The organism is Streptomyces sp. NPDC002446 (genome assembly GCF_053595675.1).
In genome coordinates this window covers 24611-49891 of the sequence record NZ_JBSFYC010000031.1, presented here as the reverse complement: position 1 = coordinate 49891, position 25281 = coordinate 24611, and the positions used below count along the sequence as shown (strand labels likewise).

At 73.4% G+C, this 25281-nt stretch carries 22 protein-coding genes and 1 other RNA gene; 11 read left to right on the top strand and 12 right to left on the bottom strand.

Annotated elements, in window-relative coordinates:
• Positions 1–156: 156 nt before the first annotated feature.
• Positions 157–574: RNase P RNA component class A (gene rnpB / locus ACWD6P_RS19245), an RNA gene on the bottom strand.
• Between the two features lie 119 nt (positions 575–693).
• Here rnpB and ACWD6P_RS19240 point away from each other — a divergent pair.
• A complete protein-coding gene (locus ACWD6P_RS19240) occupies positions 694–1515 on the top strand; it encodes a MerR family transcriptional regulator (protein ID WP_451445305.1) in 822 nt (273 codons plus the stop codon).
• Entirely contained in the window at positions 1512–2195 is a 684-nt protein-coding gene (locus ACWD6P_RS19235; protein ID WP_451445304.1) for a hypothetical protein, read from the top strand. The genes ACWD6P_RS19240 and ACWD6P_RS19235 overlap by 4 nt, the downstream gene beginning before the upstream one ends.
• On the opposite strand, the gene ACWD6P_RS19230 is transcribed toward ACWD6P_RS19235, so the two are convergent.
• Positions 2182–3666: an RNB domain-containing ribonuclease gene (locus tag ACWD6P_RS19230; RefSeq protein WP_451445303.1), complete on the bottom strand. Its 1485-nt coding sequence runs from the start codon at positions 3664–3666 to the stop codon at positions 2182–2184. The two genes, ACWD6P_RS19235 and ACWD6P_RS19230, sit on opposite strands and share 14 nt — an antisense overlap.
• Positions 3667–3888: 222 nt before the next feature.
• Here ACWD6P_RS19230 and yaaA point away from each other — a divergent pair, with 222 nt between their 5' ends.
• Positions 3889–4686, top strand: coding sequence for a peroxide stress protein YaaA (gene yaaA / locus ACWD6P_RS19225; protein ID WP_451445302.1), 798 nt, complete (start codon positions 3889–3891; stop codon positions 4684–4686).
• 175 nt (positions 4687–4861) lie between these two features.
• Entirely contained in the window at positions 4862–5521 is a 660-nt protein-coding gene (locus ACWD6P_RS19220) for a bifunctional 4-hydroxy-2-oxoglutarate aldolase/2-dehydro-3-deoxy-phosphogluconate aldolase (protein WP_451445347.1), read from the top strand.
• Positions 5522–5616: 95 nt separating this feature from the next.
• Here ACWD6P_RS19220 and ACWD6P_RS19215 read toward each other — a convergent pair whose 3' ends face one another.
• From ACWD6P_RS19215 to ACWD6P_RS19200, 4 genes are all read right to left on the bottom strand, one after another.
• Positions 5617–6810 carry a bifunctional RNase H/acid phosphatase gene (locus tag ACWD6P_RS19215; RefSeq protein WP_451445301.1) on the bottom strand — a complete coding sequence of 398 codons (1194 nt, stop codon included), beginning with the start codon at positions 6808–6810 and terminating at the stop codon, positions 5617–5619.
• 3 nt (positions 6811–6813) lie between these two features.
• A complete protein-coding gene (locus ACWD6P_RS19210) occupies positions 6814–7557 on the bottom strand; it encodes a zinc ribbon domain-containing protein (RefSeq protein WP_451445346.1) in 744 nt (247 codons plus the stop codon).
• Entirely contained in the window at positions 7554–8429 is an 876-nt protein-coding gene (locus tag ACWD6P_RS19205; RefSeq protein ID WP_451445300.1) for a Nif3-like dinuclear metal center hexameric protein, read from the bottom strand. Before ACWD6P_RS19205 ends, ACWD6P_RS19210 begins: the two co-directional genes overlap by 4 nt.
• 97 nt (positions 8430–8526) lie before the next feature.
• On the bottom strand, positions 8527–9555 hold the full coding sequence (locus ACWD6P_RS19200; RefSeq protein ID WP_451445299.1) for an ABC transporter substrate-binding protein: 1029 nt from the start codon (positions 9553–9555) through the stop codon (positions 8527–8529).
• A 193-nt stretch (positions 9556–9748) separates the two neighbouring features.
• Here ACWD6P_RS19200 and ACWD6P_RS19195 point away from each other — a divergent pair, with 193 nt between their 5' ends.
• Together ACWD6P_RS19195 and ACWD6P_RS19190 are read left to right on the top strand one after the other, a co-directional pair.
• Positions 9749–11005, top strand: a complete 1257-nt coding sequence (locus ACWD6P_RS19195) for a hypothetical protein (RefSeq protein ID WP_451445298.1) — start codon at positions 9749–9751, stop codon at positions 11003–11005.
• 160 nt (positions 11006–11165) lie between these two features.
• Positions 11166–11333, top strand: a complete 168-nt coding sequence (locus ACWD6P_RS19190) for a hypothetical protein (RefSeq protein ID WP_451445297.1) — start codon at positions 11166–11168, stop codon at positions 11331–11333.
• A 143-nt stretch (positions 11334–11476) separates the two neighbouring features.
• On the opposite strand, the gene ACWD6P_RS19185 is transcribed toward ACWD6P_RS19190, so the two are convergent.
• The 3 genes from ACWD6P_RS19185 to ACWD6P_RS19175 form a co-directional block, all read right to left on the bottom strand.
• The gene (locus tag ACWD6P_RS19185) at positions 11477–12418 is read right to left on the bottom strand and encodes a 3-oxoacyl-ACP reductase (RefSeq protein ID WP_451445296.1); all 942 of its coding nucleotides are present in this window, start codon (positions 12416–12418) and stop codon (positions 11477–11479) included.
• A gap of 79 nt (positions 12419–12497) precedes the next feature.
• Positions 12498–13574: a Zn-dependent alcohol dehydrogenase gene (locus ACWD6P_RS19180; protein WP_451445295.1), complete on the bottom strand. Its 1077-nt coding sequence runs from the start codon at positions 13572–13574 to the stop codon at positions 12498–12500.
• A 55-nt stretch (positions 13575–13629) separates the two neighbouring features.
• Entirely contained in the window at positions 13630–14505 is an 876-nt protein-coding gene (locus tag ACWD6P_RS19175; protein ID WP_451445294.1) for a MaoC/PaaZ C-terminal domain-containing protein, read from the bottom strand.
• Between the two features lie 739 nt (positions 14506–15244).
• Here ACWD6P_RS19175 and ACWD6P_RS19170 point away from each other — a divergent pair.
• Both ACWD6P_RS19170 and ACWD6P_RS19165 read left to right on the top strand, forming a co-directional pair.
• Positions 15245–16399, top strand: a complete 1155-nt coding sequence (locus tag ACWD6P_RS19170) for a histidine kinase (RefSeq protein ID WP_451445345.1) — start codon at positions 15245–15247, stop codon at positions 16397–16399.
• Entirely contained in the window at positions 16396–17001 is a 606-nt protein-coding gene (locus ACWD6P_RS19165) for a response regulator (RefSeq protein ID WP_451445293.1), read from the top strand. Before ACWD6P_RS19170 ends, ACWD6P_RS19165 begins: the two co-directional genes overlap by 4 nt.
• A gap of 54 nt (positions 17002–17055) precedes the next feature.
• Here the strand turns inward: ACWD6P_RS19165 and ACWD6P_RS19160 are convergent, their stop codons facing one another.
• The 3 genes from ACWD6P_RS19160 to ACWD6P_RS19150 all read right to left on the bottom strand — a co-directional run bounded on the left by ACWD6P_RS19160 (position 17056) and on the right by ACWD6P_RS19150 (position 22026).
• Complete coding sequence (locus ACWD6P_RS19160) at positions 17056–18501, bottom strand: MFS transporter (protein WP_451445292.1); 1446 nt, start codon at positions 18499–18501, stop codon at positions 17056–17058.
• Positions 18502–18619: 118 nt separating this feature from the next.
• Complete coding sequence (locus ACWD6P_RS19155) at positions 18620–19813, bottom strand: lipid-transfer protein (protein ID WP_451445291.1); 1194 nt, start codon at positions 19811–19813, stop codon at positions 18620–18622.
• 32 nt (positions 19814–19845) lie between these two features.
• Entirely contained in the window at positions 19846–22026 is a 2181-nt protein-coding gene (locus tag ACWD6P_RS19150; RefSeq protein ID WP_451445290.1) for an acyl-CoA dehydrogenase, read from the bottom strand.
• 423 nt (positions 22027–22449) lie between these two features.
• On the opposite strand from ACWD6P_RS19150, the gene ACWD6P_RS19145 reads away from it, so the two are divergent.
• From ACWD6P_RS19145 to ACWD6P_RS19135, 3 genes are all read left to right on the top strand, one after another.
• Positions 22450–23109, top strand: coding sequence for a class I SAM-dependent methyltransferase (locus tag ACWD6P_RS19145; protein ID WP_451445289.1), 660 nt, complete (start codon positions 22450–22452; stop codon positions 23107–23109).
• Between the two features lie 19 nt (positions 23110–23128).
• Positions 23129–24067 (top strand): N-acetylmuramoyl-L-alanine amidase, encoded by a 939-nt coding sequence (locus ACWD6P_RS19140; protein WP_451445288.1) that lies wholly within the window; start codon positions 23129–23131, stop codon positions 24065–24067.
• A 209-nt stretch (positions 24068–24276) separates the two neighbouring features.
• Positions 24277–25125, top strand: a complete 849-nt coding sequence (locus ACWD6P_RS19135; protein WP_451445287.1) for a DUF5336 domain-containing protein — start codon at positions 24277–24279, stop codon at positions 25123–25125.
• The last annotated feature ends 156 nt before the right edge of the window (positions 25126–25281 follow it).

Below are 25281 nucleotides of genomic sequence, written 5' to 3'. Positions count from 1 at the left end.
TGCGGCACCGGTATTTCGTGATTCTTTCCGCCGTGGGCCCAATCACGGTGATCACGGTCATGGCGAATTACGTCAGGAGAAGAGGCACGGCATAGAAAGAGGAGTGGCGGTAAAAGCGGCACGGCGGCACGCCGCGTACGGCCGGAGGGGGAAAGGCGGACGAGTCGGCCTGTACGCCGGGTTCTGTCACCCCCGGTCCTTGCGGGCCGAGGGGAGACGGCCATCCATCTAGGGCTGTCGTTGCCGGCAGCCTCGTGCGGTCTACCCGCGGACTCGGGCGGGCAGCCCTCGAACGTCCGCGCAGGGGCGTCGGATGACGCCCCCTCTTGACCTTGCTCCGGGTGGGGTTTACCTAGCCCTCCGAGTCACCTCGGAGGCTGGTGGTCTCTTACACCACCGTTTCACCCTTACCCGCGCCTTGCGGCACGGGCGGTCTGCTTTCTGTGGCACTGTCCCGCGGGTCACCCCGGGTGGGTGTTACCCACCACCCTGCCCTGTGGAGCCCGGACGTTCCTCGGGAGGATCCGCGCATCCGAAGATGCCCGGGTCCCCACGCGGCCGTCCGGCCGGCTCGTCCGCCGTGCCGACCATGGTACCTACTGGTCGGGGGGCCGCGTGCCGCCCCCGGTCCCGGTGCCCGCGCTCCCGGGCCGCCCTTGACCTTGTCGCAGCGGCAACGTTTCTACTGGGCGCATGAGAATCGGCGAGCTCGCAGGTCTGGTCGGCGTGAGTACCCGCGCCGTACGCCACTACCACCACCTCGGTCTGCTGGCCGAGCCCGAACGCCGCGCCAACGGCTACCGGGAGTACGGACTGCGCGACGCGGTCGCGCTCGCGCGCCTGCGCCGGCTGACGGAGCTGGGGCTCGGGCTGGACGAGGTGCGCGACGTCCTCGCCGACGACTCGGGGCGGGACCTGGACGAGGTGCTGGCCTCGCTGGACGCGGATCTGGCCCGCCAGGAGGAGGAGATCCGGGGGCGGCGGGCCCGGCTGGCCGCCCTGCGGCGGCAGGCGGAGGAGCACGGCGGGCTGCCCGCGGAGGGACCCGTGTCGGACGAACTGGCGGCCTTCTTCGGCGAGATGGCCCGTACCTCGGCCGCGCGCCCCGGCCCGGAGCCCGCGATGGCGGCGAAGGAACGCGAGGTGCTGGCGCTGCTGGAATCGACGGCGGGCGGAGAGCGCGGAGAGGGCGGCAGAGGGGTGGCGGAGCTGCTCGCGGAGGTCGCCGCGGCGCCCGGGGCGATGGCGCGGACGTACGAGGTGTACGGGCTGCTCGACGCGCTGGCGGAGGCCGCGACGGACGACCCCCGGGTGGCGCGGGCCGCCCGGGCGCTCGCCGACTGCATTCCGGAGGCGGTGTTCGCCGAGGTCGGCGCGGAGAACTGGGCACGGGCGACCGATCCGGGCGCGGAGGCGGAGGGCGGCTTCATGGCGGCGTACTACGCGCACTTCGCGCCCGCGCAGGCCGAGGCCGTACGACAGGCGATCCGGCTGGTGGCGGAGCGTGCCCGGTGAGCCGGGGCACCGCACTGCGCGCCCTGGCCGCCCACGAGGCCCGCTGGCTGGTGAGCCTGGGGTGGTGGGTGGCGCGGCGGCGGATCGGGGTGGCGCCGGGCGACCTGGCCGTGCCCTATGCGGCGGCGCAGGCGGCGATCGTGTACGGGCTGACGTTCGTGTGCGCGGTGGAGACGGCCGGAATGCATGTGCTGCTCGACGGCGCGCCGGCGGCGCAGGCGGTGCTGCTGGTCGTCGACGTGTACACGGTGCTGATGATGCTGGGGTTCCAGGCGGCGGCGGTGACCCGGCCGCATGTGCTGGGGGCCGGGGTGCTGCGGCTGCGCGACGGGGCACGGCGGGAGCTGCGGATACCGCTGGAGCGGATCGCCTCCGTCCGCTATGACCTGCGGTTCAGCAAGGAAACCAAGGCGAAGGGCGGCGCCGGGGCCGGGCTGGTGGAGCTGCCGGTCGGCGGGCAGACGTCGGTGACGGTCGAGCTGGCCGAGCCGGTCGAGGCGGTACGGCTGCTGGGGCAGCGGGAGACGGTGCGTACGGTGCGCTTCCATGCCGATGACGCGCGGGCGGCGGTCGCGGCGCTGCGGGCGCAGCTGGCGGCGCCGGGCGAGCGCCCCGGGGCCTGCGACGCTTCCGGGGCCGAGGACGGGGCCGGGGACGGGTACGGGGTCAGACGGGGGTGAAGCGGACCGGTTCGCGGCCCGGCTCGGCCTCGGCCAAACGGACCTGGATGCGCCGGCCCAGGGGCAGCGCGGGCCCGTCCGTGGTGGCTTCGACGGCGCCGATGACGGCCGGGTCGTAGAGGTGGACGGTGCCCCGGGTGGGTTCCTTCTCCTGGATGTCCACGACCAGGCCTTCGAAGGTCTCGCCGACCCGGTCGCGCAGCAGCGCCGCCTCGACGAGGTCGACGCAGGCCCGCTCGACCTGGTTGGCGCGCTGGGTACCGCTCTCCATCTCACGGGGCAGGGCCGGCAGGGCGCTGCGGACCCAGTCGGCCGGCTCCTCCCCGGCCGCGGCGGCCAGGCACAGCTCGGAGGTGTAGCGGTCGACCAGCCGCCGCAGCGGCGCGGTGGCGTGCGCGTACGGGGCGGCGACGGCGGCGTGCTGCACCTCGGAGGCCTTGGGCGGGGTGCCGTCGAAGGCGGTGTAGCCGGCACCGCGCAGCAGGGCGGTGCACTCCTGGAGGAAGGCGGCGTGGGTGGCGCGGCGCGGGTCGAGGGTGCGGATCAGCGCCGCGTACGAGGTGTGGTGCGGCCAGTCGATGCCCAGGGCGCGGGCGGTGAGCCGGAGGCGGGCGACCGAGCCGTCCGGAGCGGTGGGCAGGGTGCGCAGCACACCGATGCCGGAGGCGAGCATCAGCTCGGCCGCGGCCATGCCGGTGAGCAGGGAGATCTGGGCGTTCCAGCTGTAGACGGGGAGCGGGGCGCGGTACCGGAGGGTGTAGCTGCCGTCGTGCTCGACGATCTCCTGCTCGGGGACGTGCAGGGAGATCGCGCCGCGGGCGACCTCCAGCTCCTCGCGCAGCAGGCCGACCTCGCGGAGCAGGGCGAGCGGCTCCTCGGCCGTCCCGTCGTCGATGACCCGCTGGACGCCCGCGTAGTCCAGCTTGGCCCGGGAGCGGACCAGGGCACGGCGTACGGAGGTGGCGGTCAGCACGCCCTGCGGGTCGAGGTCGAACTGCCACAGGACGGCCGGTCGGTCCTGGTCGGGCAGCAGGCTGGCGGCGCCCTCGCTGAGTGCGTACGGGTGCAGCGGAACGCGCTCGTCGGGGAAGTAGAGGGTCGTCACGCGGTGGTGTGCCTCGGCGTCCAGGGCGCCGCCCGGCGTCACGAAGGAGGCCACGTCGGCGATGGCGTAGTGGACCCGGAAGCCTCCCCCGGGGCGCCGGGACAGGAACAGGGCCTGGTCGAGGTCGAGGGAGCCGGGCGGGTCGATGGTGAAGAGCGGGAGGTCGGTGGCGTCCTCCAGGGTGTGCTCGGTCGCCACCGCGCCGTCGGCGGCCGGGATCCGCGGGGCGCGGGCGGCGCTCTCCGCCTCGGCCTGGGCCGTGGGCGGGAAGTGGTCCGGGATCTCCAGCTTCCCGCGCAGCTCACGCAGCGCGGAGCGCAGCGGGGCCTCGGCTGCGTCGGTCACATGCATATGGCGACGGGGCATGAAATCGAGCGTATGGCGGCTGGGCGCATGTGGCGCGGCGTACACGGGGCGAGCGGCGCCTCCACGCGCATGTGGCGCGGCGTACACGGGGCCGGGCGGCGGCCCAGGGGCGGGTACGGCGTGGCGTGCCGCGGCCGTGGACGGGTTCTTCGTCCGTCCGCCGCAGGCCATACGCTTTCCCGGGGCCGCACCCCCGCCCGTACCGCCGTGAAGGAGAACACCGTGCTCGTGCTGTTGCCGCCGTCCGAAGGGAAGGCCACGGGAGGATCCGGGGCTCCGCTGGACATCGGTGCGCTGTCGCTGCCGGGGCTGACCGCGCCGCGCCGGGCCGTGTTCGAGGAGCTGGTCGAGCTGTGCGCGGCCGACGAGGCCAAGGCCCAGGAGGTGCTCGGGCTGAGCGACGGCCTCAGGGGTGAGATCGCCAAGAACGCGGGACTGCCGACCGCCGGGACGCGCCCGGCCGGGGAGATCTACACCGGGGTGCTCTATGACGCGCTCGGGGCGGGCTCCCTGGACGCCCGGGCGCGCGAGCTGGCCGAGCGCTCGCTGCTGGTGTTCTCGGGGCTGTGGGGCGCCGTGCGGCTGGGTGACCGGATTCCGTCCTACCGCTGCTCGATGGGGGTGAAGCTGCCGGGGCTCGGCACGCTGGGCGCGTACTGGCGGGCGCCGATGGCGGAGGTGATGCCGGAGGCGGCCGGGGACGGGCTGGTGCTCGATCTGCGGTCCGCGGCGTACGCCACGGCGTGGAAGCCCAAGGGCGAGGTGGCCGGACGGACCGCGACGGTGCGGGTGCTCCAGTCGAAGATCGTGGCCGGGGTGGAGAAGCGGTCGGTGGTCAGCCACTTCAACAAGGCGACCAAGGGCCGGCTGGTGCGGGACCTGCTGTCCGCGGGGCTGGAGCCGGCGGGCCCGGCGGAGCTGGTGGAGGCGCTGCGCGGGCTGGGGTACGCCGTGGAGGCGCAGCCTCCGGCGAAGCGCGGCACGGCGTGGGCCATTGATGTGATCGTGACGGAGCTGTAGACCCGGGAGGGGACGAGGGGACCGCACGAGGGCCGGACCACGGCGGACCACGACCGCACGACGGCCGGACCACGGCCGGACCACGACCGCACCCCGGTCGGACCGGTCGGACCACTCAGGGCGCGATTGCAGTATGCGCAACGGTCGTTGCGGAGAGTGGGTCGCTGGGCGCACCATGGGCGGCGTGACCAGCGCCGCCTCCTCCCCCGTGCCGTCCGCCCCCTCGGTCCTCGGGCTCGCCCCCGTCATTCCGGTCGTCGTCCTGGACGACGCGGCCGACGCCGTACCGCTCGCCCGGGCGCTGGTCGCCGGCGGGCTGCCCGCGATCGAGGTGACCCTGCGGACGCCCGCCGCGCTGGACGCCATCCGGGCGATCGCCCGCGCGGTGCCGGACGCGGTGGTCGGCGCCGGCACCCTGCTGACGCCCGAGCATGTCGCCGCGGCCGGTGCGGTCGGCGCGCAGTTCCTGGTGAGCCCCGGCTGGTCGCCGCGGCTGCTGCGCGCGATGCGGGACTGCGGCATCCCGTTCCTGCCGGGCGTGTCGACCGCCTCGGAGGTGGTGACCCTGCTGGACGAGGGCGTCACCGAGCTGAAGTTCTTCCCGGCCGAGGCGGCCGGCGGCACGGCCTATCTGAAGTCGCTGGCCGGGCCGCTGCCGCGGGCCCGCTTCTGCCCGACCGGCGGGATCAGCCTGGCCTCGGCGCCGTCGTATCTGGCGCTGCCGAACGTCGGCTGTGTGGGCGGCACTTGGATGCTGCCAGACGACGCGCTGGCCGCCAAGGACTGGGACCGGGTGCGCCGACTCGCCCAGGAGGCGGCGGCGTTGGCGGTCTGAGGGACGTACGGCGGAGGCGGCACCCACCGGGGCGGCGGCCCGCTCGCCCGCGCCGCCGGACGCCCCGGCCGGCTCCGCCTACCGCGCCTGCCCGCTCACCGCAGATGCGAGGTGTCGTTCAGCAGCCGCAGCGAGGCGTTGCCGTCCGCGTAGTACGCGACCGCGGAGAGCGAGGCCGCGGAGAGCTCCATGCGGAACAGCGACTCCGGCGGGGCGCCCAGCGCCAGGCGGACCAGCGTCTTGATCGGCGTGACATGCGTGACCAGCAGCACCGTCTTGCCGGCGTAGCGGGCGAGGAGCTTGTCGCGGGCGACGGCGACCCGGCGGGCGACCGTCGCGAAGGACTCGCCGCCGCCGGTGGGCGCCGCCTTGGACGAGCCGAGCCAGGCGTCGAGGTCATCGGGGAAGCGCTCGCGCACCTCGCCGAAGGTCAGCCCCTCCCAGGCGCCGAAGTCGGTCTCGCGCAGGCCCTCTTCGGTGCGGACCTCCAGGCCGAGCCGGGCCGCGACCGTCTCGGCGGTCTCCCGGCAGCGCCGCAGCGGTGAGCTGGCGACGGCCTGGATCGTGCCCCGGGCGGCGAGCGCGGCGGCCGCCGCCTCGGCCTGGCGGCGGCCGGCGGCGGAGAGTTCGGGATCGCTGCCGCCGCTGCCGGAGAACCGCTTCTGGGGCGTGAGCGCCGTCTCGCCGTGCCGCAGCAGGACGAAGGTCGCGGGGACGCCGAGGTCGGGGGCGCCCCAGCCGGGCGGCGGGGCGGCGGCGACCTCCGGTGCCCCGGCTGCCTCCGCGGCCTCGTCGGCGGCACGGGCCGCCGCGCTGCGGGCCGGCGCGCCGGCCGTGGCGAGCGCCGCCCTGGAGTCCCTCGGCTCCCACTGCCTGCCCACCTTGCCGGCGTCCATCGCCTCGTTGGCGAGCCGGTCGGCGTGCTTGTTCTTCGCGCGCGGGATCCATTCGTACGAGACCTGGCCGGCCGGGAAGACCGCCCTGGCCTCGGCGGCCAGCGGCTTCATGTCCGGGTGCTTGATCTGCCAGCGCCCGGACATCTGCTCGACGACCAGTTTGGAGTCCATCCGCACCTGGACGCGCGCCTGCGGATCCAGCGCGTACGCCGCCCGGAGGCCGGCCACCAGGCCCTTGTACTCGGCGACGTTGTTGGTCGCGGTACCGATGAACTCGGCGGCCTCGGCGAGCGCCTCGCCCGTCTCCGGGTCGAGGACGACCGCGCCGTAGCCGGCCGGGCCCGGGTTGCCCCGGGACCCGCCGTCGGCCTCGACGATCAGCGTGCGCGCCATGGCCTACAGACCCGAGTCGGGCGTACGGACCAGGATCCGGCTGCAGTTCTCGCACCGCACGACGGCGTCGGAGGGGGCCGTGCGCACGTCGTTCAGCTCGGTGATGTTCAGCTCCAGGCGGCAGCCCTCGCAGCGGCGCTGGTAGAGGCGGGCCGCGCCGACGCCGCCCTCCTTGGTGCGGATGCGGTCGTAGAGCTTGAGGAGGTCGGCCGGGATGTCCGCGACGGTCAGCTCGCGCTCCTTGGTGACCGTGGCGGCCTCGGCGTCGATCTCGCCGTTCGCGGCATCGCGGCGGGCGACGGCGTCGTCGACCTTGGCCTGGATGGCCGCCACCCGGTCGGTCAGCTCGGCGACCCGCTCCTGGGCGGCCTCGCGGCGCTCCATGACCTCCAGGACGACGTCCTCCAGGTCGCTCTGACGCTTGGCCAGGGAGCCGATTTCGTGCTGGAGGTTCTCCAGGTCCTTGGGGGAGGTGACCGCTCCCGAGTCCAGGCGCTTCTGGTCGCGGGCGGCGCGCTGGCGCACCTGGTCCACGTCCTGCTCGGCCTTGGTCTGCTCGCGGCTGGTGTCGCTCTCCTCGGTCTGCGCGGCGACGAGCAGGTCGCGCTGCTGGATGAGGTCGGCCTCCAGGGTCTGCAGCTCGGCCAGCTCGGGGAGGTTCTTGCGCCGGTGCGCGAGCTGGGTGAGCCTCACGTCCAGGGCCTGGACGTCGAGGAGGCGGATCTGGTCGGCGGGCGCGGCGTTCAGCGTGGGGCTCCTGTGGTGTGCGTGGGTGTGAAGACGGGGGTGGACGCCGCGTGGGCGGTCCAGGGGTCGGTGACCGTGCGGGAGACATGCGTGCGCAGTCCCCAGCCGTGCCGGTCGGAGACCGCGTCGAGTTGGGCCGCGGCCTGCTCGCACCACGGCCATTCGGTGGCCCAGTGGGCCGCGTCGAGCAGCGCCAACGGGCCGCCCGGGGTGTGCTGGGTGGCCTCGGAGGCCGGGTGGTGGCGCAGGTCGGCGGTGAGGAAGGCATCCACACCGGCCGCCCGTACGTCCTCGAAGAGGCTGTCGCCGGAGCCGCCGGAGACCGCGACGGTGCGGATCTCCCGCTGCGGGTCGCCGGCCGCCCGGATGCCCTGCGCGGTGGCCGGCAGCCGGGCCGCGGCGTACGAGGCGAACTCGGCGAGCGTCATCGGATGCGCCAGCTCGCAGATCCGGCCCAGGCCGCGGCGGCCTGCCGGGTCGCTCGCATCCGGCACCAGCGGGCCGAGGATGCGCAGATCCAGGGCGCCCGCCAGGGCGTCGGAGACACCGGGGTCGGCGGTGTCGGCGTTGGTGTGCGCGACGTGCAGGGCGATGTCGTGCTTGATGAGCGTGTGCACGACCTTGCCCTTGAAGGTCGAGGCCGCGACCGTCGTCGTCCCGCGCAGATAGAGCGGGTGGTGGGTGACGAGGAGGTCGGCGCCGAGCTTCACCGCCTCGTCGACGACTTCCTGGACCGGGTCGACGGCGAACAGCACACGGCGGACCTCGGCGTCGGGATCTCCGCAGACCGTGCCTACGGCGTCCCACCCTTCGGCCCGCTCGGGGGGCCAGAGGGCGTCGAGCGCGGTGAGGACTTCAGACAGTACGGGCACGGAGGGAAGATTACCCCCCGGCTGTGACAGCGGGCGGGGCGCGGCGGTGCGGCCCCGCGCCGCCTGCCGCGCGGCCGCCCGCCGCCCGGCCGCGCCGCTACTTGGCCAGGAAGCCCCGCAGATCGTCCAGGACGCTGTCGGCCGCCGTGACACCGAGGCCCAGGTACCAGGTCTCGTCCTTGACGTTCTTGGCGTGACCGGCCTTGACCGCCTTGAGGTTCTTCCACAGCGGGTTGCCCTCGGCGCTCGCCCGCTTGGTGGCCTTGGGGTCCCCGTAGACGCCGGTGAAGATCCAGTCGGCGTCGGCCTGGTTGATGTTCTCCGGGCTGACCTCGGTGGCGAGGTCGTCGATCTGCTGGTTCCGGGGCCGCGGCAGGCCGACGTCCCGGAGGATCGTGCCGATGAAGGACTGCTTGGCGTACAGCCGGGTGAACTGCGGCATGTAGCGCAGCATGGTGACGGTCGGCTTCTTCGGGCCGATGTCCGCGCCGAGCTTGTCGGCCTTGGTCTCGTACGCGGCCAGCTTGGCCTTGGCCTCGGCGGTCTTGTCCAGGGCGGCGGCGTTGAGCAGGTAGTTCTGCTTCCAGGTGAAGCCGGGGCGGATCGAGAACACGGTCGGGGCGATCTTGCTGAGCTGCTTGTACTGCTTCTCGGCGCGCAGCTTGCTGCCCAGGATGAGGTCGGGCTTGAGCTGGTGTACGGCCTCCAGGTTGAGGCCGTTGACGGTGCCGACGCTCTTGGGGTGGCCGGCGGCCTTCGCGAGGTAATCGGGGATGCCCTCGTCGCCCTCGGTCGGGGCGTAGCCGACCGGCTTGATGCCGAGCGAGACGACGTTGTCGAGTTCGCCGACGTCGAGGACGACCACCCGCTTGGGCGCGGCCTTGAGCGAGGTGGCGCCCATCGCGTGCTCGACGGTGCGCGGGAACTGGCCCGGCTTGGCGTCGGTGCCCATCTTCGCGGTCTCCTCGGCGGCCCTGGCGAAGTCCTTGCCGCCCTGGGCGACGGCCTTCGAGCCCGCCCCGTCGTCGCTCCTGCCGCCCGTACCGGACGAACCGCAGGCCGCGAGCGACAGGGCACCGGCGGCGGCGAGGGCTATCGCGGCGGTGCCGCGGCGGCGAAGGGACATCACGTACTCCAGGGGAAGAACCGGGTTAGGCGCGCCTAACTTAGAACACAGTGGAAATCGGGAGCACAGGCACCCCACCCGGCACCGGAGAACCGGACAGTCGCCACCCTTATGCGTGAAGTGCGGCAACTCGCGTTGATCGGCCGGAAGTGCGAAAACTAGCTTCGGTTGCCGACTGGAGGTGACCCGAACGATGACGATCTGTGCCACCGAGGGCGCCACGGCGCTGGACAGCCCGCACCGCGCCGCCCTGACGATCGCCGCGGACGGCTCGTACGCCGCCCGGCTCGCCCGGCACGACGACGCCGACGGCAGCTGGTTCCCGGAGCGCTGGACGCTGAGCGGTCCCGAGCCGTACGCCGTACCGCTGCCGGGCAGCCAGCCCGAGGAGCCGGACAGCGAACTGCTGCCGCTCACGGACGGCCGGGTGCTGATCCTGCGCCGGGTCGCCGACCGCTTCGCCCTTTCCCTGCTCTACCCGACGGGCCCCGGTACCGGCGAACTCCTGCTGGGCGCCGTGGAAGCGCCCGAGCTGACCCTGCTGCCGCCCGCCCCCGACGGGACGCTCGGTTACGCGCTGGCACCCGGGGAGCAGCACACGGGACTGTGGCTGGTGCACGGCGGCGGAGGCGGGCCCGAGCGGATCGCCCGGATTCCGGGCCGCTGTACGGGCGGCGCCTGGCTGGACCGCGGCGGCCGGCTGCTCGCCCTGGACCGGGAGCTGGACGGCCGGACGAAGACGGTGGTGGTCGACCTGGAGCGGGGCGGCGAGGTGGGCCCGCTCCTGCAGATCACCGAGGAGAGCAACGACCGGCTGCTGCTCGCCGACCCGGACAGCGGGCTGCTGCTCGTACGGTCGGATGCCGCGGGGCACGACCGGCTGGGCTGGGGCGTACTGGGCAGCAGTCTGCCGGTGCGCTTCCCGGAGTGCCTGCGGCCCGCCGGATCCGCCTCCGGGGGCCGTGAACCGGGCGAAGGCGGAGCGGCGGTGGTTCCGTTCGCGGTCCAGCCGGGGCAGATGCTGGCACCGGAGAGCTGCGCGGTGGCGTTCCGGATCGACGCGGCGAGCGGCACCTGGCTGGGGGTCTGGCGTCCCATGGGACGGCGGCTGCGCCAACTGCCCGCACCGGCGGGGTGGCTGGCGGGGGCCGGGCTGTGGACGGCGGGCGGCGAACTGCTGCTGCCGTACGCGACGGACGCGGAGCCGTGCGGGGTGGCACGGATGGCCATACCGCTGGAGCCGGTGGGGCCGATGAGGCCTGAGTGCTCGCCTCCCGGAGGAGGTGCCCCGAGGAGCGCGGGGATTGTCCCGGATGCAGCGGATACCGACAACCGCTCCACAGGATCTGCACATCCGAAGTCCGCGTGCAGGGAACCGCAGCGCACCCCGACGCATCCCCGAATGTGCAGGCCAGTGCCCCTGCAACAGGCACCTCTTGCGGCCCGGTAGACCCCGTGCAGCGTGATTTCCCGCCCCGTTAGACTTCCGGGCGGGGGCTACGCGGCCGGTTGACCGGCCACCGGCAGTTCCGCTCGGGTCCACCTCGGCGGTCGTCGGGCGAGGTCCCGACGCGTAAAGCTGCAAGCGATCTGACGGAGTGACTCTTTCCATGTCCGAAGCCCGAACCGACACGACCCAGGCGCGCCCCCAGGAGGCCTCCGCCCAGGCCGCCGAGGCCACAGGCTCCGGCAGGCACCGCGGCCCGGCCGCCACGGAGGAGGCCGGCGCCACCCCCCATGGCCGGCACCGCCGGGACAAGCAGCCTCAGGACGCATAAGTCCGGGCCCGGCGGGCCTGACCGCCGACCGCACACCACGGCCGTGGCCGCCGCACCGCTTCTCCGCGGGCGGCGGCCACGGCCGTTGTACGGGCTCCCCGCTACGGGCTGCGGGGTCCGCCGCCGTGAGCGGCGTCCGCCGGTCAGCCGTGTTTGAGGGCCAGCACCTCGGCCGCCGCGAACGTCTCGTTCGGCGGGCGCTGCGCGTAGTACGGCGTCAGCAGGCCGTCCAGCTCCTCGAAGGTGAACGCCTCCTTCGCGGTGTCGAACTTGGCGGCGATCCGCGGGCGTTCGGCGATCGCGACCATGCCGCCGTGGACGACCAGCAGCTGCCCGTTGACCCCGGCCGCGGCCGGCGCGGCCAGATAGCCGACGAGCGGCGCGACATGCTCGGGCGCGAGTACGTCGAGCCGGCCGTCCTGCGGCTCCTCGAAGCCGGCGAAGACGTCCTCGGTCATACGGGTGCGGGCGCGCGGGCAGATCGCGTTGGCGGTCACGCCGTATTTGGCCAGCGCCAGCGCCGTGGAGGTCGTCAGGCCGACGATGCCGCCCTTGGCCGCGGCGTAGTTGGGCTGACCCGCCGAGCCCGCGAGGAACGCCTCCGAGGAGGTGTTGATGATCCGGCCGTGCACGGGGGCGCCGGCCGCCTTGGAGCGTTCGCGCCAGTGGGCCGCGGCGAAGCGGGTGGTGTTGAAGTGGCCCTTGAGGTGGACGCGGATGACCGAGTCCCATTCGTCCTCGGTCATCGAGAACACCATCCGGTCGCGCAGGATGCCCGCGTTGTTGACCAGGATGTCGAGCCTGCCGTACGTGGCGACCGCCAACTGCACCAGCGCACGGGCCTGTTCGTGGTCGGCGACATCGCCGAGGTGGGCGACCGCCTGGCCGCCCGCCGCCCGGATCTCGGCGGCGACGTCCTCGGCGGGCGCCGCGGAGGCCTCACCCGTACCGTCACGACCCGGCTGACCGTAGTCGTTGACCACGACGCGGGCGCCCAGACGGGCGAGTTCGAGGGCTTCGGCGCGGCCCAGGCCGCGGCCGGCACCGGTGACGATCGCGGTCAGGCCCTCAAGTGGCTGTGCCATTGCTCTTCCTGTCCTCTCGATCGGCTCTGCGGGCGCCCGTGGGATCCCCGGGCGCCCGGTCGGCTCTCCGGGCGCGCGGTCAGATCTCTATGCAGGTGCGCAGCGCGGTCCCGGAGCGCATCTGGTCGAGCGCGTCATTGATCTCGGCGAGGCGGACGCGGTGGGTGATCAGGCCCTCCAGGTCGATCCGGCCGGCCCGCCACAGGGCGATGGCCCGCTCGTAGGAGCGCAGCACGTCCCCGCCGCCGTACAGGGACGGCAGGATCCGCTTCTCGTCGAAGAACAGCTCGAACATGTTGACCTGGAAGGTGTCGTCCATGGCGCCCGCGCCGACCACGCACAGGGTGCCGCCGCGCCGGGTCATCTCGTAGGCGGTACGGGCGGTGGCCGACTTGCCGACCACCTCGAAGACGTAGTCGAAGCCCTCCCCCGCGGTGATCCGGGCCTTGGCGTCGGCGAACTCTTCCGGGGCGACGGCTTCGGTGGCGCCGAAGCGCAGCGCGGCCTCACGACGGGCCGCCACCGGGTCGACGGCGATGATCTGGGCGGCACCGCAGGCCCTCGCGCCCTGGATGGCGGAGATGCCGACACCGCCGCACCCGATCACCGCGACCGAGGAAGCGGGCGCCACCTCGGCCGTGTTGAGGGCCGCGCCGAGCCCGGTGGTGACACCGCAGCCGATCAGCGCGGCGATCTCGTACGGGACGTCGTCCGGGATCGGGACCGCGCAGTTGGCGGGGACCACGACCTCTTCGGCGAAGGTTCCGGTGCCGGCGAAGCCGAAGACGTCTCCTCCGGGGCGCTTGAAGTTGGGCGTGCCGGCGTTCATGAATCCGGCCAGGCACAGGTGCGTCTGGCCGCGCTTGCAGGACGGACAGCTACCGCAGGCGGGCAGCCAGCACACCAGGACCCGGTCGCCCTGGCTCACGCCGGTGACGCCGTCGCCGACGTCGAGGATCTCCCCGGCGCCCTCGTGCCCGGGAACGAAGGGCGCGGGCTGCGGCAGCACCCCGTTCATGGCCGAGAGGTCGGAGTGGCACAGCCCCGTCGCCCGGATCCGTATCCGGACCTTCCCCGGCCCGAACCCCACCGCCTCGATGTCGTCGAGCACCTCCAGCTTGTCCTGCCCGGTCTCGTGCTGTACGGCTGCGCGCATGTCACGGCTCCTCTCGAAGGACGACTCGGCCCGGCCCTGACCCCTCGGACAGGCCCTAGCTGTGCTCCACCACGGTGTCCGCCAGGACCGCCGCATCGTCCCGCTCGGGGGCCGTGACCGACACCTGGACCCGGCCGGGCTCCCGCCACGCCCGGATGCGGAGCGCCTCGCCCGGGAAGACCACCCCCACGAACCGGGTGGTGTACGAACGCACCCTGGACACCTCCCCGCCGAGCACCGTGTCGACGACCGCCTTGAGCGCCACGCCGTAGGTGCACAGCCCGTGCAGAATCGGCCGGTCGAAGCCGGCGAGCTTGGCGAACTCCGGGTCCGCGTGCAACGGGTTCCAGTCCCCGGAGAGGCGGTAGAGGAGCGCCTGGTCCTCGCGGATGTGCCGTTCGGTGCTCAGGTCAGGGGCACGTTCGGGAAGTTCGAGGCGTGCGGAGGGCCCCCTCTCGCCCCCGAAGCCGCCCTCCCCCCGGACGAAGATCTGTGTGTCGCAGGTCCACAACGGGCCCTGCTCGTCGGCGACTTCCGAGCGCAGCACGATGACGGCGGCCTTGCCCTTGTCGTACACGGCCGGGACGGACGAGGTCTGCCTCGCGCGGCCGTGCACCGGAAGCGGGCGGTGCACGGTGACGGTCTGTCCGCCGTGCAGGACGGCGGCGAGGTCGACGTCGATGCCGGGCGCGGAGAGTCCGCCGGCCACCGCCATCCCTCCGCCCGCCACGGTGGCGAAGCTGGGCAGGACGTGCAGTGCGCTCTCCAGGGTGTAGCGCAGTTCGTCGGGGTCGGTAGCGGGGTGCGGCTTCTCCGGTGTGGCCGCGCCGGCGCCGATGCCGAGGTGGTAGAGCTGGACGTCCTTGTGGTCCCAGGCGAGTTCGCAGGTCCGCGGCTCGGCGGAGGTGGCCTTGGCGGCGTCGATGGGCATGGGGGCTGCTGCTCCTTCACCACGGTGTGAAGACCCCGGCCCGGTCGTCCGCACCGTCGGCCAGGCCGGGGTCGTATCTGGTCGGCGCGGCCGCGCTCCGGCAGCGCACGGGACACTTCTAGAACGCGTTCTAGCCGATGGCCCTCATGTATAGCCGATCCGTCCGATACCCGGAAGACCTCTGACGTGCAGTCAGATACGTGTCGGTCGGCCCACGTCGTTCCAGTCGGCGGAGGCAGCGGTGAAGGCGGTGGAGGCGGCGGCGCGGCGGGCCGCACGCCACGGGATGCGCACCCCGGCGACGTACCCGTGACATTTGTCAGCGCATATCGCACACATTCGCCCCTGCCGCGGGCCGGCGACTCTCCGTAACGTCATAGGCAGGAAGCGGAGCGGCCGCCGACCGGACCTCGGCACGGTGGCGGTGCCGGCCGCCTGGCTGGCGCTGTTCGGCGGTTACGCGGTGTACACGGTGTACGCGTACCGTCGAGCCGCCCGCACGATGTGATCGATGATGGCGCGGACCTGGGAAGAGACAGTGCAGAAGACGCAACAGCAGGACGACGGCGGGCCGGTCACTGCCGCGGCGAACACCCCGGACGGCACCGGCGGCCCGGACGGCACCGGCGGCGGCGCCCGGGACACCCACGGCATCCACGCGCCGCCGTGTGCGACCAGCCCGCGGATCAAGAAGCCGGACAGAGGGCCGGGCAAGTACGCCTTCCTGCCCTGGCTGCTGATGGGGCTGGGAGCCTTCTCCAATATCATCCAGGGCAAAACGGGCAACCCCTGGCTGGCCGGCCTCGGGCTGCTCGCCTTCAACTCCTTCTACATCACCGTCGTCTGGTCCTCCTTCAGCCCACGGCTGCGCGACTCCCGCGCCCCGGTCATCGCCCTGGCCGTGCTGACCGCCGTCACCTTCGCCATCGCGCTGGGATTCGGCGGCAACTGGTTCCTGTTCTTCCCGCTGCTGTCGCTGGCCTCCGGCACGGTCCGCGCCCTCCGCGGCAAGAAGCTCGCCGTCTGGCTGATCTCGCTCAGCGGTGTGGCCGGGTTCCTGCCCGGCTGGCGCGACGGCGACCACGGCGCCTCGTTCGGCATCGGATACGGCACGTTCCTGTCCGGCATGGTGACGGCCACGGTCCTGAGCCTCTTCGACACCATCCAGCAGCTGAACACCACCCGCCAGGAGCTCGCCCGCAGCGCCGTGGAGAAGGAGCGGCTGCGCTTCTCCCGCGATCTGCACGATCTCCTGGGGCACACCCTGTCCGTGGTGGTGGTCAAGGCCGAAGCGGTCCGCCGCCTGGCGCCGCGCAACCTGGACGCGGCGCTCGCCCAGGCCGCCGACATCGAGGCGGTGGGCAGACAGGCGCTGACCGAGATCCGCGAGGCGGTCACCGGGTATCGCGAGGGCAGCCTCGCCACCGAACTGGACCGGGCCCGTTCGGTGCTGGAGGCGGCCGGCATCGAGCCCGTCGTACGCCAGGCCGGGCCGCCGCTGCCCCCGCAGGCCGGTGCCCTGCTGGGCTGGGTGGTCCGCGAGGGCGTCACCAACACCGTCCGGCACAGCGGCGCCACCCACTGCGAGATCGATGTGCACGCCGACGAGGAGCGGGTGCGACTGACCATCACCGACGACGGGCGCGGCCCCGTAAGCTCCGGTGCGGCGACGGGCCACGGCCGGCCCCGGCTCCCCGGCGCCCCCGGCCCGGTAGGCGGCACCGGCCCGATAGGCGGCACCGGCCTGAAGGGGCTCGCCGAGCGGCTGGCCGCGGCGGGCGGCACGCTGCACAGCGGACCCGACGGCCGGCGCGGCTTCCGTGTCACGGCCGAACTGCCCGTCGACACGGGCGATAGGGCAGGTATGACAGAGGCGGAGGGGTTGACCCGGTGATCAAGGTCCTGCTGGCGGAGGACCAGGGGATGATGCGGGGCGCGCTGGCGCTGCTGCTCGACCTGGAAGAGGACATGCAGGTCGTGGCGCAGGTACCGGCAGGCGATCAGATCGTCGCCGCCGCCCTGGACGCACGTCCCGACATCGCCCTCCTGGACATCGAACTCCCCGGCCGCAGCGGCCTGGACGCCGCGGCCGACCTGCGCGCACAGCTGCCGTCCTGCAAGGTCCTGATCGTGACGACCTTCGGCCGGCCCGGCTATCTGCGCCGCGCCATGGAGGCCGGAGCGTCCGGCTTCCTGGTCAAGGACGGCCCGGTGGAGGAGCTGGCGGCGGCGATCCGCCGGGTGCTCGCCGGAGAGCGGGTGATCGACCCCGGCCTGGCCGCGGCGGCGCTGAGCACCGGGCCCAGCCCCCTGACCCCGCGCGAACGTGACGTCCTCACGGCGGCGGTGGACGGCGCCACCGTCGCCGATATCGCCGGCAAGCTCCATCTGTCCCAGGCCACCGTCCGCAACTACCTCTCCGCGGCCATCGGCAAGACCGGCACCCGTAACCGCATGGAGGCGGTACGGGCCGCCCGGCAGCACGGCTGGCTGTAGGGCAAAGGCACCGGGGCGGGCCAGCGGCCCCGGCCATGGCCCATCGGCCGGGCCCTACCCGTGGGGAGCGTCCGCCCGGCGCCTCGGCAGGGCGATGACCATCAGCAGGATGCTGCCCAGCAGGATCACCGCGCCGACGTGGAAGGCCAGACCGTAGCCGTCCGCCAGGGCCTTCAGGCCGTGCCCCGACGCGATGCGGGCGGCGGCGATGGTGGACAGCACCGACAGGCCCAGCGCGCCGCCCATTTGGCGCGAGGTGTTGATCAGGCCGGAGACCAGCCCCTGGTCGGCGGGGTCGGCGCCGGAGGTGGCGATGGAGGCGACCGGTGTCGCGGTCAGGCCCGCGCCCAGCGCCATCAGGATGCCGGGGCCGAGGATCGTGCCGAGGTATGTGCCGTCGACGTCCATCGTGCCCTGCCAGGCCATACCGGACAGGGAGATCACCGCACCGGCGATGGCCAGGGTCTTGGCGCCGATCCGGTTCATCAGGCGCGGCCCGATCTTCGAGCCGAGGACGATGCACAGCGAGTGCGGGATGAACGACAGCCCGGCCTGCAGCGGGTCGTAGCCCAGCACGTTCTGCACATAGAGCGAGAGGAAGTACCACATCGAGAACATCGCGGCGCCGGCCAGCATCATCGCCGCGTTCGCCGAGGAGACCGAGCGCAGCCGGAACAGCCCCAGCGGCATCAACGGCGCCTTGGCGCGCGCCTCGACGGCGAGGAACGCCGCGAGCACGACCAGCCCCGCGGCCAGCGGCAGCAGCGCGGACGCCGACGCCCAGCCGTCCGTCTCGGTCTGCACGATCCCGTACGCCACGAGCGCCAGCCCGGCCGTCACCAGCAGCGCACCCGGCACATCGAGCCGCCGCCCGAGGCCCTGCCGGCTCTCGGTGAGCCACAGCACCGCACCGATCAGCACCAGCGCCCCGACCGGCACGTTGATCAGCAACACCCAGCGCCACGACAGATATTCGGTGAGCACCCCGCCGACCAGACCGCCCACCGCGCCACCGCCGGCGCCGACCGCCGTCCAGGTGGCTATGGCGCGGGTACGGGCCGGACCGGCCGGGAACGACGTGGTCAGAATCGTGAGGGTGGCCGGGGAGAGCACGGCGGCACCCACGCCCTGCACCGTACGCGCCGCGATCAGCTGCCACGGCTGCTGCGCCAGCCCGCCCCCCAGGCTCGCGAGGGTGAACAGCGCCAGGCCCAGGACGAACACCCGCTTGCGGCCGAAGAGGTCCGCGGCCCGGCCGCCGAGCAGCATGAACCCGGCGAAGGTGATGACATAGGCGTTGACGATCCACTGCAGGCCCAGCTCGCTCAGGCCCAGCCCGGTCCGTACGGCGGGCAGCGCCACATTCACGACGGACACGTCCAGGATGACCAGGAACTGCCCGGCGCAGACCAGCAGCATCACCAGCCAGGCCGGCGCGGCGGTGCGGCGCGGAGTCTCGGACAGGGTGGCGGAGGCGGCTATCGGGGGCATGCGGACCATGCTCGCATTCGGCGCCCGCGCCCTGCATCGGGATATCGGTGCATCTGCCAACGGACCGGGGGACCTAGGCCGGAAGTCGGAGCCCCCTCAGCCGCCCTCACCTCCGCAGCAGCCGCCCTCACCTCCGCAGCAGTGTCACCACCGCCGCCCCGCCCAGTCCGATGTTGTGGGCCAGGCCCACCCGTGCGCCGGGGACCTGGCGTTCGCCCGCCGTGCCGCGGAGCTGCCAGACCAGTTCCGCGGTCTGGGCCAGGCCCGTGGCGCCCAGCGGGTGGCCCTTGGAGATCAGGCCGCCGGACGGGTTGACCACCCAGCGGCCGCCGTAGGTCGTGGCACCGTCGGCGACCAGCTTCCCGGACTCCCCGTCCGCGCACATGCCCAAGGCCTCATACGTCAGCAGCTCATTGACCGAGAAGCAGTCGTGCAGCTCGATGACGTCGACGTCCTCGATGCCGAGGCCGCTGGCCGCGTACACCTGCCGGGCCGCGGCCCGGGACATCGGTTTGCCGACGACGTCGATGCAGGAGCCGGAGGCGAAGCTGTCCTCGGTGTCGGTCGTCATGGCCTGTGCGGCGATCTCCACCGCCCGGTCGGCCAGACCGTGTGCGCGGACGAACCGTTCGGAGGCGATGACCGCCGCGGCCGCGCCGTCCGAGGTCGGCGAGCACTGGAGCTTGGTCAGCGGCCGGTGGATGGTCCTGGCGGCGAGGACCTCCCCGACCGTGTAGACGTCCTGGAACTGGGCGCGGGGGTTGTGCGCGGAGTGCCGGTGGTTCTTCGCGCCGACCGCGGCGAGCTGCTCGGCCGTGGTGCCGTAGCGCTCCATGTGCTCACGGGCCGCGTTGCCGAAGATCTGGGCGGTGGGCGGGGTCATCTCGAAGCCGTGGGCGGCGGCCATCACGCCGTAGTGGCGGGCCACCGGAGACGTGCTGAAGTCCGATGCGTCCGCGCCCCCGCCCAGCGCGCCGCGTTTCATCTTCTCGAACCCGAGCGCCAGCACACAGTCGTTGACGCCGGCCTCGACGAACTGCCGCGCCATCATCAGCGCGGTCGAGGCGGTCGCGCAGTTGTTGTTGACGTTGTAGACGGGGATGCCGGTCAGCCCCAGCTCGTACGCGGCGCGCTGGCCGGCCGTCGAGGGCTGGTAGCAGTAGCCGACCGGCAGCTGCTCGACGGCCTCGTAACCGATCCCGGCGTCCGCGAGCGCCGCGCCGCCCGCCTCCTTCGCCATGTCCCAGTACTGCCACTCGCGGGTTTCGGGCCTGACGAAGTCGGTCATCCCTACGCCGACGATGTACGCCTTGCCAGCCATGCGGGTCCTCCAGGAGAGCCGTCGGGGAGTCGTCAGATCAAGGGGCGGGGCTCCGGGTCGCGGGGCAGACCGAGCAGCCGCTCCGCGACGACGTTGCGCTGCACCTGGGTGGTGCCGCCGGCGATGGTCACCGAGCGCGACATCAGGAAGTCGTGCAGCGCCCGCTCGCCGGCCCCCTCGCGTACCGCGCCGGCCGGGCCCAGGAGTTCCAGCGCCAGCTCGGCGACCTTCTGCTGGTGCGGGGTCTGCACCAGCTTGCGGATGCTGGCCCCGGCGCCCGGCTCCAGGCCCGACACCTGCTGGAGCGTGGTGCGCAGCCCGATGCAGCCCAGGGCGTGCGCCTCGGCGGCCAGCTCGCCCAGGCGCACGGACACCGAGGCGTCCGGTTCGGCGGCGCGGGCGAAGAGGTCCTCCAGACCGGTGCCGAAGGTCAACTGGTCGGCCATGTGGACGCGTTCGTTGTCCAGGGTGGTGCGGGCCACCTTCCAGCCGTCGCCGACCTCGCCGACCACCGCGTCGGCCGGCAGCAGCACATCGTCGAAGTAGACCTCGTTGAAGAGCGCGTCGCCGGTGATCTCCTTCAGCGGGCGGATCTCGATCCCGGGGGCCGACATGTCGACGAGGAAGAACGTCAGCCCCTGGTGCTTGGGCACGTCGGGGTCGGTGCGGGCCAGCAGGATCCCGTGGGTCGCCCACTGGGCCGCCGAGGTCCACACCTTCTGGCCGTTGACCCGCCAGCCGCCGTCCACCCGCTCGGCCCGGGTGCGCAGCGACGCCAGGTCGGAGCCGGCCTCGGGCTCGGAGAACAGCTGGCACCACAGCAGATCGCCGCGCAGCGTCGGCGGCAGACAGCGCTCCTGCTGCTCCCGGGTGCCGTGGGCGAGCAGGGCGGGGACCACCCAGGTGGCGATGCCGAGATCGCTGATCCTGACCCCGGCGGCCGCCAGCTCCTGCTGGATCGCCAGTTGCCGCAGCGGCCCGGCGCCCAGCCCGTAGGGCCTGGGGAGGTGCGGCGCGGCGTAGCCGGTGGGGGCCAGCGCACGGCGTACCGCCGCGGGGTCCAGGCCGCGTACGCCGTCGATGACCGTACGGGCCTCGGCGCGGTACCCGTCGGCCTCCGCGGGGAGTTCGAGGCGCAGCGCGCGCCGGGCGCCGCCGGCGGCGTAGCGGGCGGCGCGCAGCCGGTGGGAGTCGCCGCCGCCCAGCAGCTGGCGGGCCACGGTCGCCCGCCGCAGGTGGAGGTGGGCGTCGTGTTCCCAGGTGAAACCGATGCCGCCGAGGATCTGGATGCAGTCCTTGGCGCAGCTGAAGGCGGCGTCCAGGGCGGTGGCGGTGGCCAGCGCCGCGACCAGTGCGCGCACCTCGGGCGGCTCGTGCAGCGCCCGGGCCGCGTCCCAGACCAGGGCGCGGGCCTGCTCGCAGCGTACGAGCAGGTCGGCGCAGAGGTGTTTGACGCCCTGGAACTGGCCGATGGGGCGGCCGAACTGCTCGCGTACGGCGGCGTGCCGGGCGGCGGTGCCGAGCGCCCAGGCCGCGGTGCCGCAGCTCTCCGCGGCGAACAGCACACCGGCCAGGTCCCGGACGAGCGCGCCGTCGACGGCCGGCAGCCGCTCACCGGGCACCAGCACCGCGTCCGCGCTCACCTCGGCGGTCGGCCGGGTCGGGTCGGCGCTCTCCTGGGGACGTACGGTCAGCGCGTCGGCGTCGACGGCGAGCCAGACGGTACCGCCGGGCGCCTCGGCCGCGAGCACCAGCAGATCGGCGTCGGCGCCGGCGAGGACCGGGGGCGCGGTGCCGTCCAGGACGTAGCCGCCCTCGGCGGGGGCGGCGGTGAGCGATCCCGGGCCGAGCGCGACGGCGGCGATCCGTTCGCCGGTGGCGAGCGCCCGTACGAGGGTCCGGGCGCCGGCGCGGTGCAGCAGTTCGGCGGCGAGGACGGTGGGCAGATAGGGGCCGGGGAGCGCGGCGCGGCCCAGTTCCTCCAGGACGACGGCGAGGTCCGGCAGTTCGCCGCCGCCTCCGCCGTCGGCCTCGGGCAGATGGAGGCCGAGCAGGCCCTGTTCCGCGAGCCCGTCCCAGTAGGCGGGCCGTCCGCGGTGTCCGGGTGCGGCGTCGAGCAGCTTGCGCACCTCCTCGGGCGGTACGGCCCGCGCGGCCCAGCCGCCCGCCGCCTCGGCCAGGTCACGTTGCTCCTGCGTGATTCCGATGCCCATCCCGGCAGACTAGAACACGTTCCAATCTGATGGAAGGTCAGGAACGGGGGCCGGGGACGGCGGATTCCCCCGGCGCAAATCCCGGAAACGGCGGGGTGAATTCCGGTACGGGCCGCGGGCGCCATTCCCGCGACTTCCCCCGCGGACTTCACCGCTGGCCCCCCTGCACTCCCCGTACGGATTCGCCGCTTTCGGGCATCGGCGAAACGGCCGGCGAAAAACCGGCGGGATCGGGCATCCGTCGGGCGGAAGAACGGACATCGAACGACGGACGGCAGAAAAGGCAAACAGCCGTTCCGATATCCGCATACGCGCCACAGGCACCCCGCACACGGCATACGTACCGCGGGCACACCCGCACACCACCCGCCCCACCCGATACGGCACGATGAGCCATCCGACCGCACCACCTGGAGGAATCCCATGTCCGCTCCCACGGCTCCGTCCGCTCCGCAGCCGGAGACACTCGCCGCGTTCGAGGCGGCGAAGGGCTTCATGCCGGTGGACGAGGGGCTCGCCCTGTATGCGGCGGCGGCCGAGGCGGCGGAGCTGGGGCTGCCGCTGATCGAGGTCGGCACGTACTGCGGACGGTCGACGATCCTGCTCGCGGACGCCGCGCGCGGCGCCGGGGTGATGGCCGTCACCGTCGACCACCACCGGGGCAGCGAGGAGCAGCAGCCCGGCTGGGAGTACCACGACCCGTCCGTGGTCGACCCCGAGGTCGGCCGGATGGACACCCTGCCCACCTTCCGCCGCACCCTGCACGCGGCCGGCCTGGAGGACCAGGTGATCGCCCTGGTGGGCCGGTCACCGCAGGTCGCGGCCCTGTGGCGGGCGCCGGCCGGTCTGGTCTTCATCGACGGCGGGCACACCGACGAACACGCCAGTGCCGACTACGAGGGCTGGGCGCCGCATGTCGCGCCCGACGGGCTGCTGGTCATCCACGATGTCTTCGCGGACCCGGCGGACGGCGGCCAGGCCCCGTACCGCATCTACCGCAGGGCCCTGGAGTCCGGCGCCTTCACCGAGATCTCGGCGCACCGGTCACTGCACGTACTGCGGCGCACCGGCCCCGGCATCTGAGCGGGCTACGATCGCGGACGTGTCGAACGGCAGTACCTCTCCCCCGCGCCGCCGCCTGCGCGGCACCCTGCTCCTCGCCCTGACGGCCGTGGTGGTCGTCGGCGTCGGGGGCTGGCTCGTGTGGCGGCCGTCCGGCGGCGGCGAGCCGTCACACGACGGGCAGCCCGCGCCCGGCCGCTCCGCCGGGCACGGAGCGGCGGACGGCGGCACCAGCGGGCACAAGGGGGAAGGCGACGAGGGGAAGTCCCGGGGCGGCGGCTCCGGCGGGGCGGAAGGTCCGCGCGACAGCCTCAAAGGCCGGACCGTGGTGATCGACCCCGGCCACAATCCACGCAACCGCGATCACGGCCGGGAGATCGCCCGGCTGGTGAACATCGGCAATGAGCGCAAGGAGTGCGACACCACCGGCACCTCCACCAACGGCGGTTACGCGGAGGCGTCCTTCACCCTGGACGTCGCCCGCCGCGCCCGCACCCTCCTGGAGCGCCAGGGCGCCAAGGTGGTCTTCACCCAGGACGGCGACCGGCCGTACGGACCGTGTGTGGACGAGCGCGCGGCCATCGGCAACAAGGCGCACGCCGATGCCGCGGCCTCCCTCCACGCCGACGGCTCGGGCACCGGCAACCGCGGCTTCCATGTGATCCTGCCCGCCCGCGTCACGGCCGGTGCGGCCGACACCTCCGGCATCGTCACCCCCTCGCGGAAGCTCGGCGAGCGGCTCGCCCGCCGGTTCATCGCGGCAACCGGAAGTTCTCCGTCCAATTACATCGGGGGCGGCACCGGGCTCGACGTACGGTCCGACCTCGGCGGCCTCAACCTCTCCACGGTGCCGAAGGTGTTCATCGAGTGCGGCAATATGCGCGACCCGAAGGACGCCGCACAATTGACCGATGCCACGTGGCGGCAAAAGGCGGCCCGCGGGATCACCGAGGGCATTACGGACTTCTTGACGCGCTGACCGCGCCTCGGGGAGCGCTTCGATACCCGCCCGATACCGGATCCGAACCGGTTTCGATACGACATCCGAGAGCCTGCCGAAACGAAGAGGACGGCCCGCCGGATTCGGCGATAGGTTCCCCTTTACGATGGGTGGCCACCGCCGTGCCTCGCCCCGCGCGCACCGCGACAGCGACGACCAGACCCACGAAAGAGACAAAGGACGCTTACGTGAACATCCGCTCCCTCACTCGAGGCGACGGCGTGGTGATCGGAGCAGCGGTGTTGCTGTTCATCGCCTCGTTCCTCGATTCCACTGGCGGCCCGGACTGCTCCGGCCCACTCGCCAAGTACTGCGAGGCCCAGGACTACAGCAGCAGCAATGCCTGGGACGGACTGTCCGTGCTGATGAGCATCTATCTGGCCGGTGTGTTCGCCGCGGCGATCATCGCCGTCACCCGCATGCTGCCGCAGCAGCGCAAGGTGGCCGGACTCGACCTCGGCCAGTTCGGCGTCGCCCTCGGCATCTTCGCCGCCTGGACGGCGTTCTGGACCATCATCGACGTCAGCAACGCCGGCGCCGGCCTGATCCTCGGTCTGATCGCCACGCTGATCCTGGCCGGCGGCGCGGTCGCCACCCCGCTCGTCCCGGCGCTGAAGGTCGCCCTGATCGGCGCCCCCAAGGCACCGGCCGCCGCCCCGTACGGAGCCGGCCCCACCCCCGGTTACGGCTACCCCGGCGCACAGCAGCAGGCGGGCCAGGGCTACGGCTACCCGGGCGGCCAGCAGCCGCAGGCGGGCCAGACCCACGGCCAGCAGGTTCCGGCGGACGGCACGGCCGGCGGTGCGGCGGGTGCCACCCAGGCGGCCGGGAGCCCGGCGGACTTCGCGCCGTTCTGGTTCGCGGTGCCGGTCGCGCGCCCGCTGTACGGCGAGGACGGCTCGCCGTCGCCGATCGCCGAACTGGCCCCCGGCACCTGGTACCTCGCGGTGGAGCAGCGCGGTCAGGCCCTGATCGCCCAGACCCAGGACGGCCGGCGCGGTGTCCTGCAGGACACCACCGGCATCCAGCGCGGCTGACCTCGGACGCACAACGGTCCTTTCGCGGCCCCCGCCCCCAACGGGCGGGGGCCGTTGCGCTGTTCACGGGGCGGTCGTACAGTTCGCCGGACGCCCAAAGCTGACGCAGCGTCAGCTACAGGGCGGGAGTGTCACGTCGGAGAGGGGCGATTCGGC

Excerpts from the sequence above, each read along its gene's own strand:
- ACWD6P_RS19240 (WP_451445305.1), top strand. The coding sequence starts at position 694 with ATGAGAATCGGCGAGCTCGCAGGTCTGGTCGGCGTGAGTACCCGCGCC.
- ACWD6P_RS19230 (WP_451445303.1), bottom strand. The coding sequence starts at position 3,666 with ATGCCCCGTCGCCATATGCATGTGACCGACGCAGCCGAGGCCCCGCTG.
- ACWD6P_RS19220 (WP_451445347.1), top strand. The coding sequence starts at position 4,862 with ATGGGCGGCGTGACCAGCGCCGCCTCCTCCCCCGTGCCGTCCGCCCCC.
- ACWD6P_RS19215 (WP_451445301.1), bottom strand. The coding sequence starts at position 6,810 with ATGGCGCGCACGCTGATCGTCGAGGCCGACGGCGGGTCCCGGGGCAAC.
- ACWD6P_RS19200 (WP_451445299.1), bottom strand. The coding sequence starts at position 9,555 with ATGTCCCTTCGCCGCCGCGGCACCGCCGCGATAGCCCTCGCCGCCGCC.
- ACWD6P_RS19195 (WP_451445298.1), top strand. The coding sequence starts at position 9,749 with ATGACGATCTGTGCCACCGAGGGCGCCACGGCGCTGGACAGCCCGCAC.
- ACWD6P_RS19190 (WP_451445297.1), top strand. The coding sequence starts at position 11,166 with ATGTCCGAAGCCCGAACCGACACGACCCAGGCGCGCCCCCAGGAGGCC.
- ACWD6P_RS19185 (WP_451445296.1), bottom strand. The coding sequence starts at position 12,418 with ATGGCACAGCCACTTGAGGGCCTGACCGCGATCGTCACCGGTGCCGGC.
- ACWD6P_RS19180 (WP_451445295.1), bottom strand. The coding sequence starts at position 13,574 with ATGCGCGCAGCCGTACAGCACGAGACCGGGCAGGACAAGCTGGAGGTG.
- ACWD6P_RS19175 (WP_451445294.1), bottom strand. The coding sequence starts at position 14,505 with ATGCCCATCGACGCCGCCAAGGCCACCTCCGCCGAGCCGCGGACCTGC.
- ACWD6P_RS19170 (WP_451445345.1), top strand. The coding sequence starts at position 15,245 with ATGGGGCTGGGAGCCTTCTCCAATATCATCCAGGGCAAAACGGGCAAC.
- ACWD6P_RS19160 (WP_451445292.1), bottom strand. The coding sequence starts at position 18,501 with ATGGTCCGCATGCCCCCGATAGCCGCCTCCGCCACCCTGTCCGAGACT.
- ACWD6P_RS19155 (WP_451445291.1), bottom strand. The coding sequence starts at position 19,813 with ATGGCTGGCAAGGCGTACATCGTCGGCGTAGGGATGACCGACTTCGTC.
- ACWD6P_RS19150 (WP_451445290.1), bottom strand. The coding sequence starts at position 22,026 with ATGGGCATCGGAATCACGCAGGAGCAACGTGACCTGGCCGAGGCGGCG.
- ACWD6P_RS19145 (WP_451445289.1), top strand. The coding sequence starts at position 22,450 with ATGTCCGCTCCCACGGCTCCGTCCGCTCCGCAGCCGGAGACACTCGCC.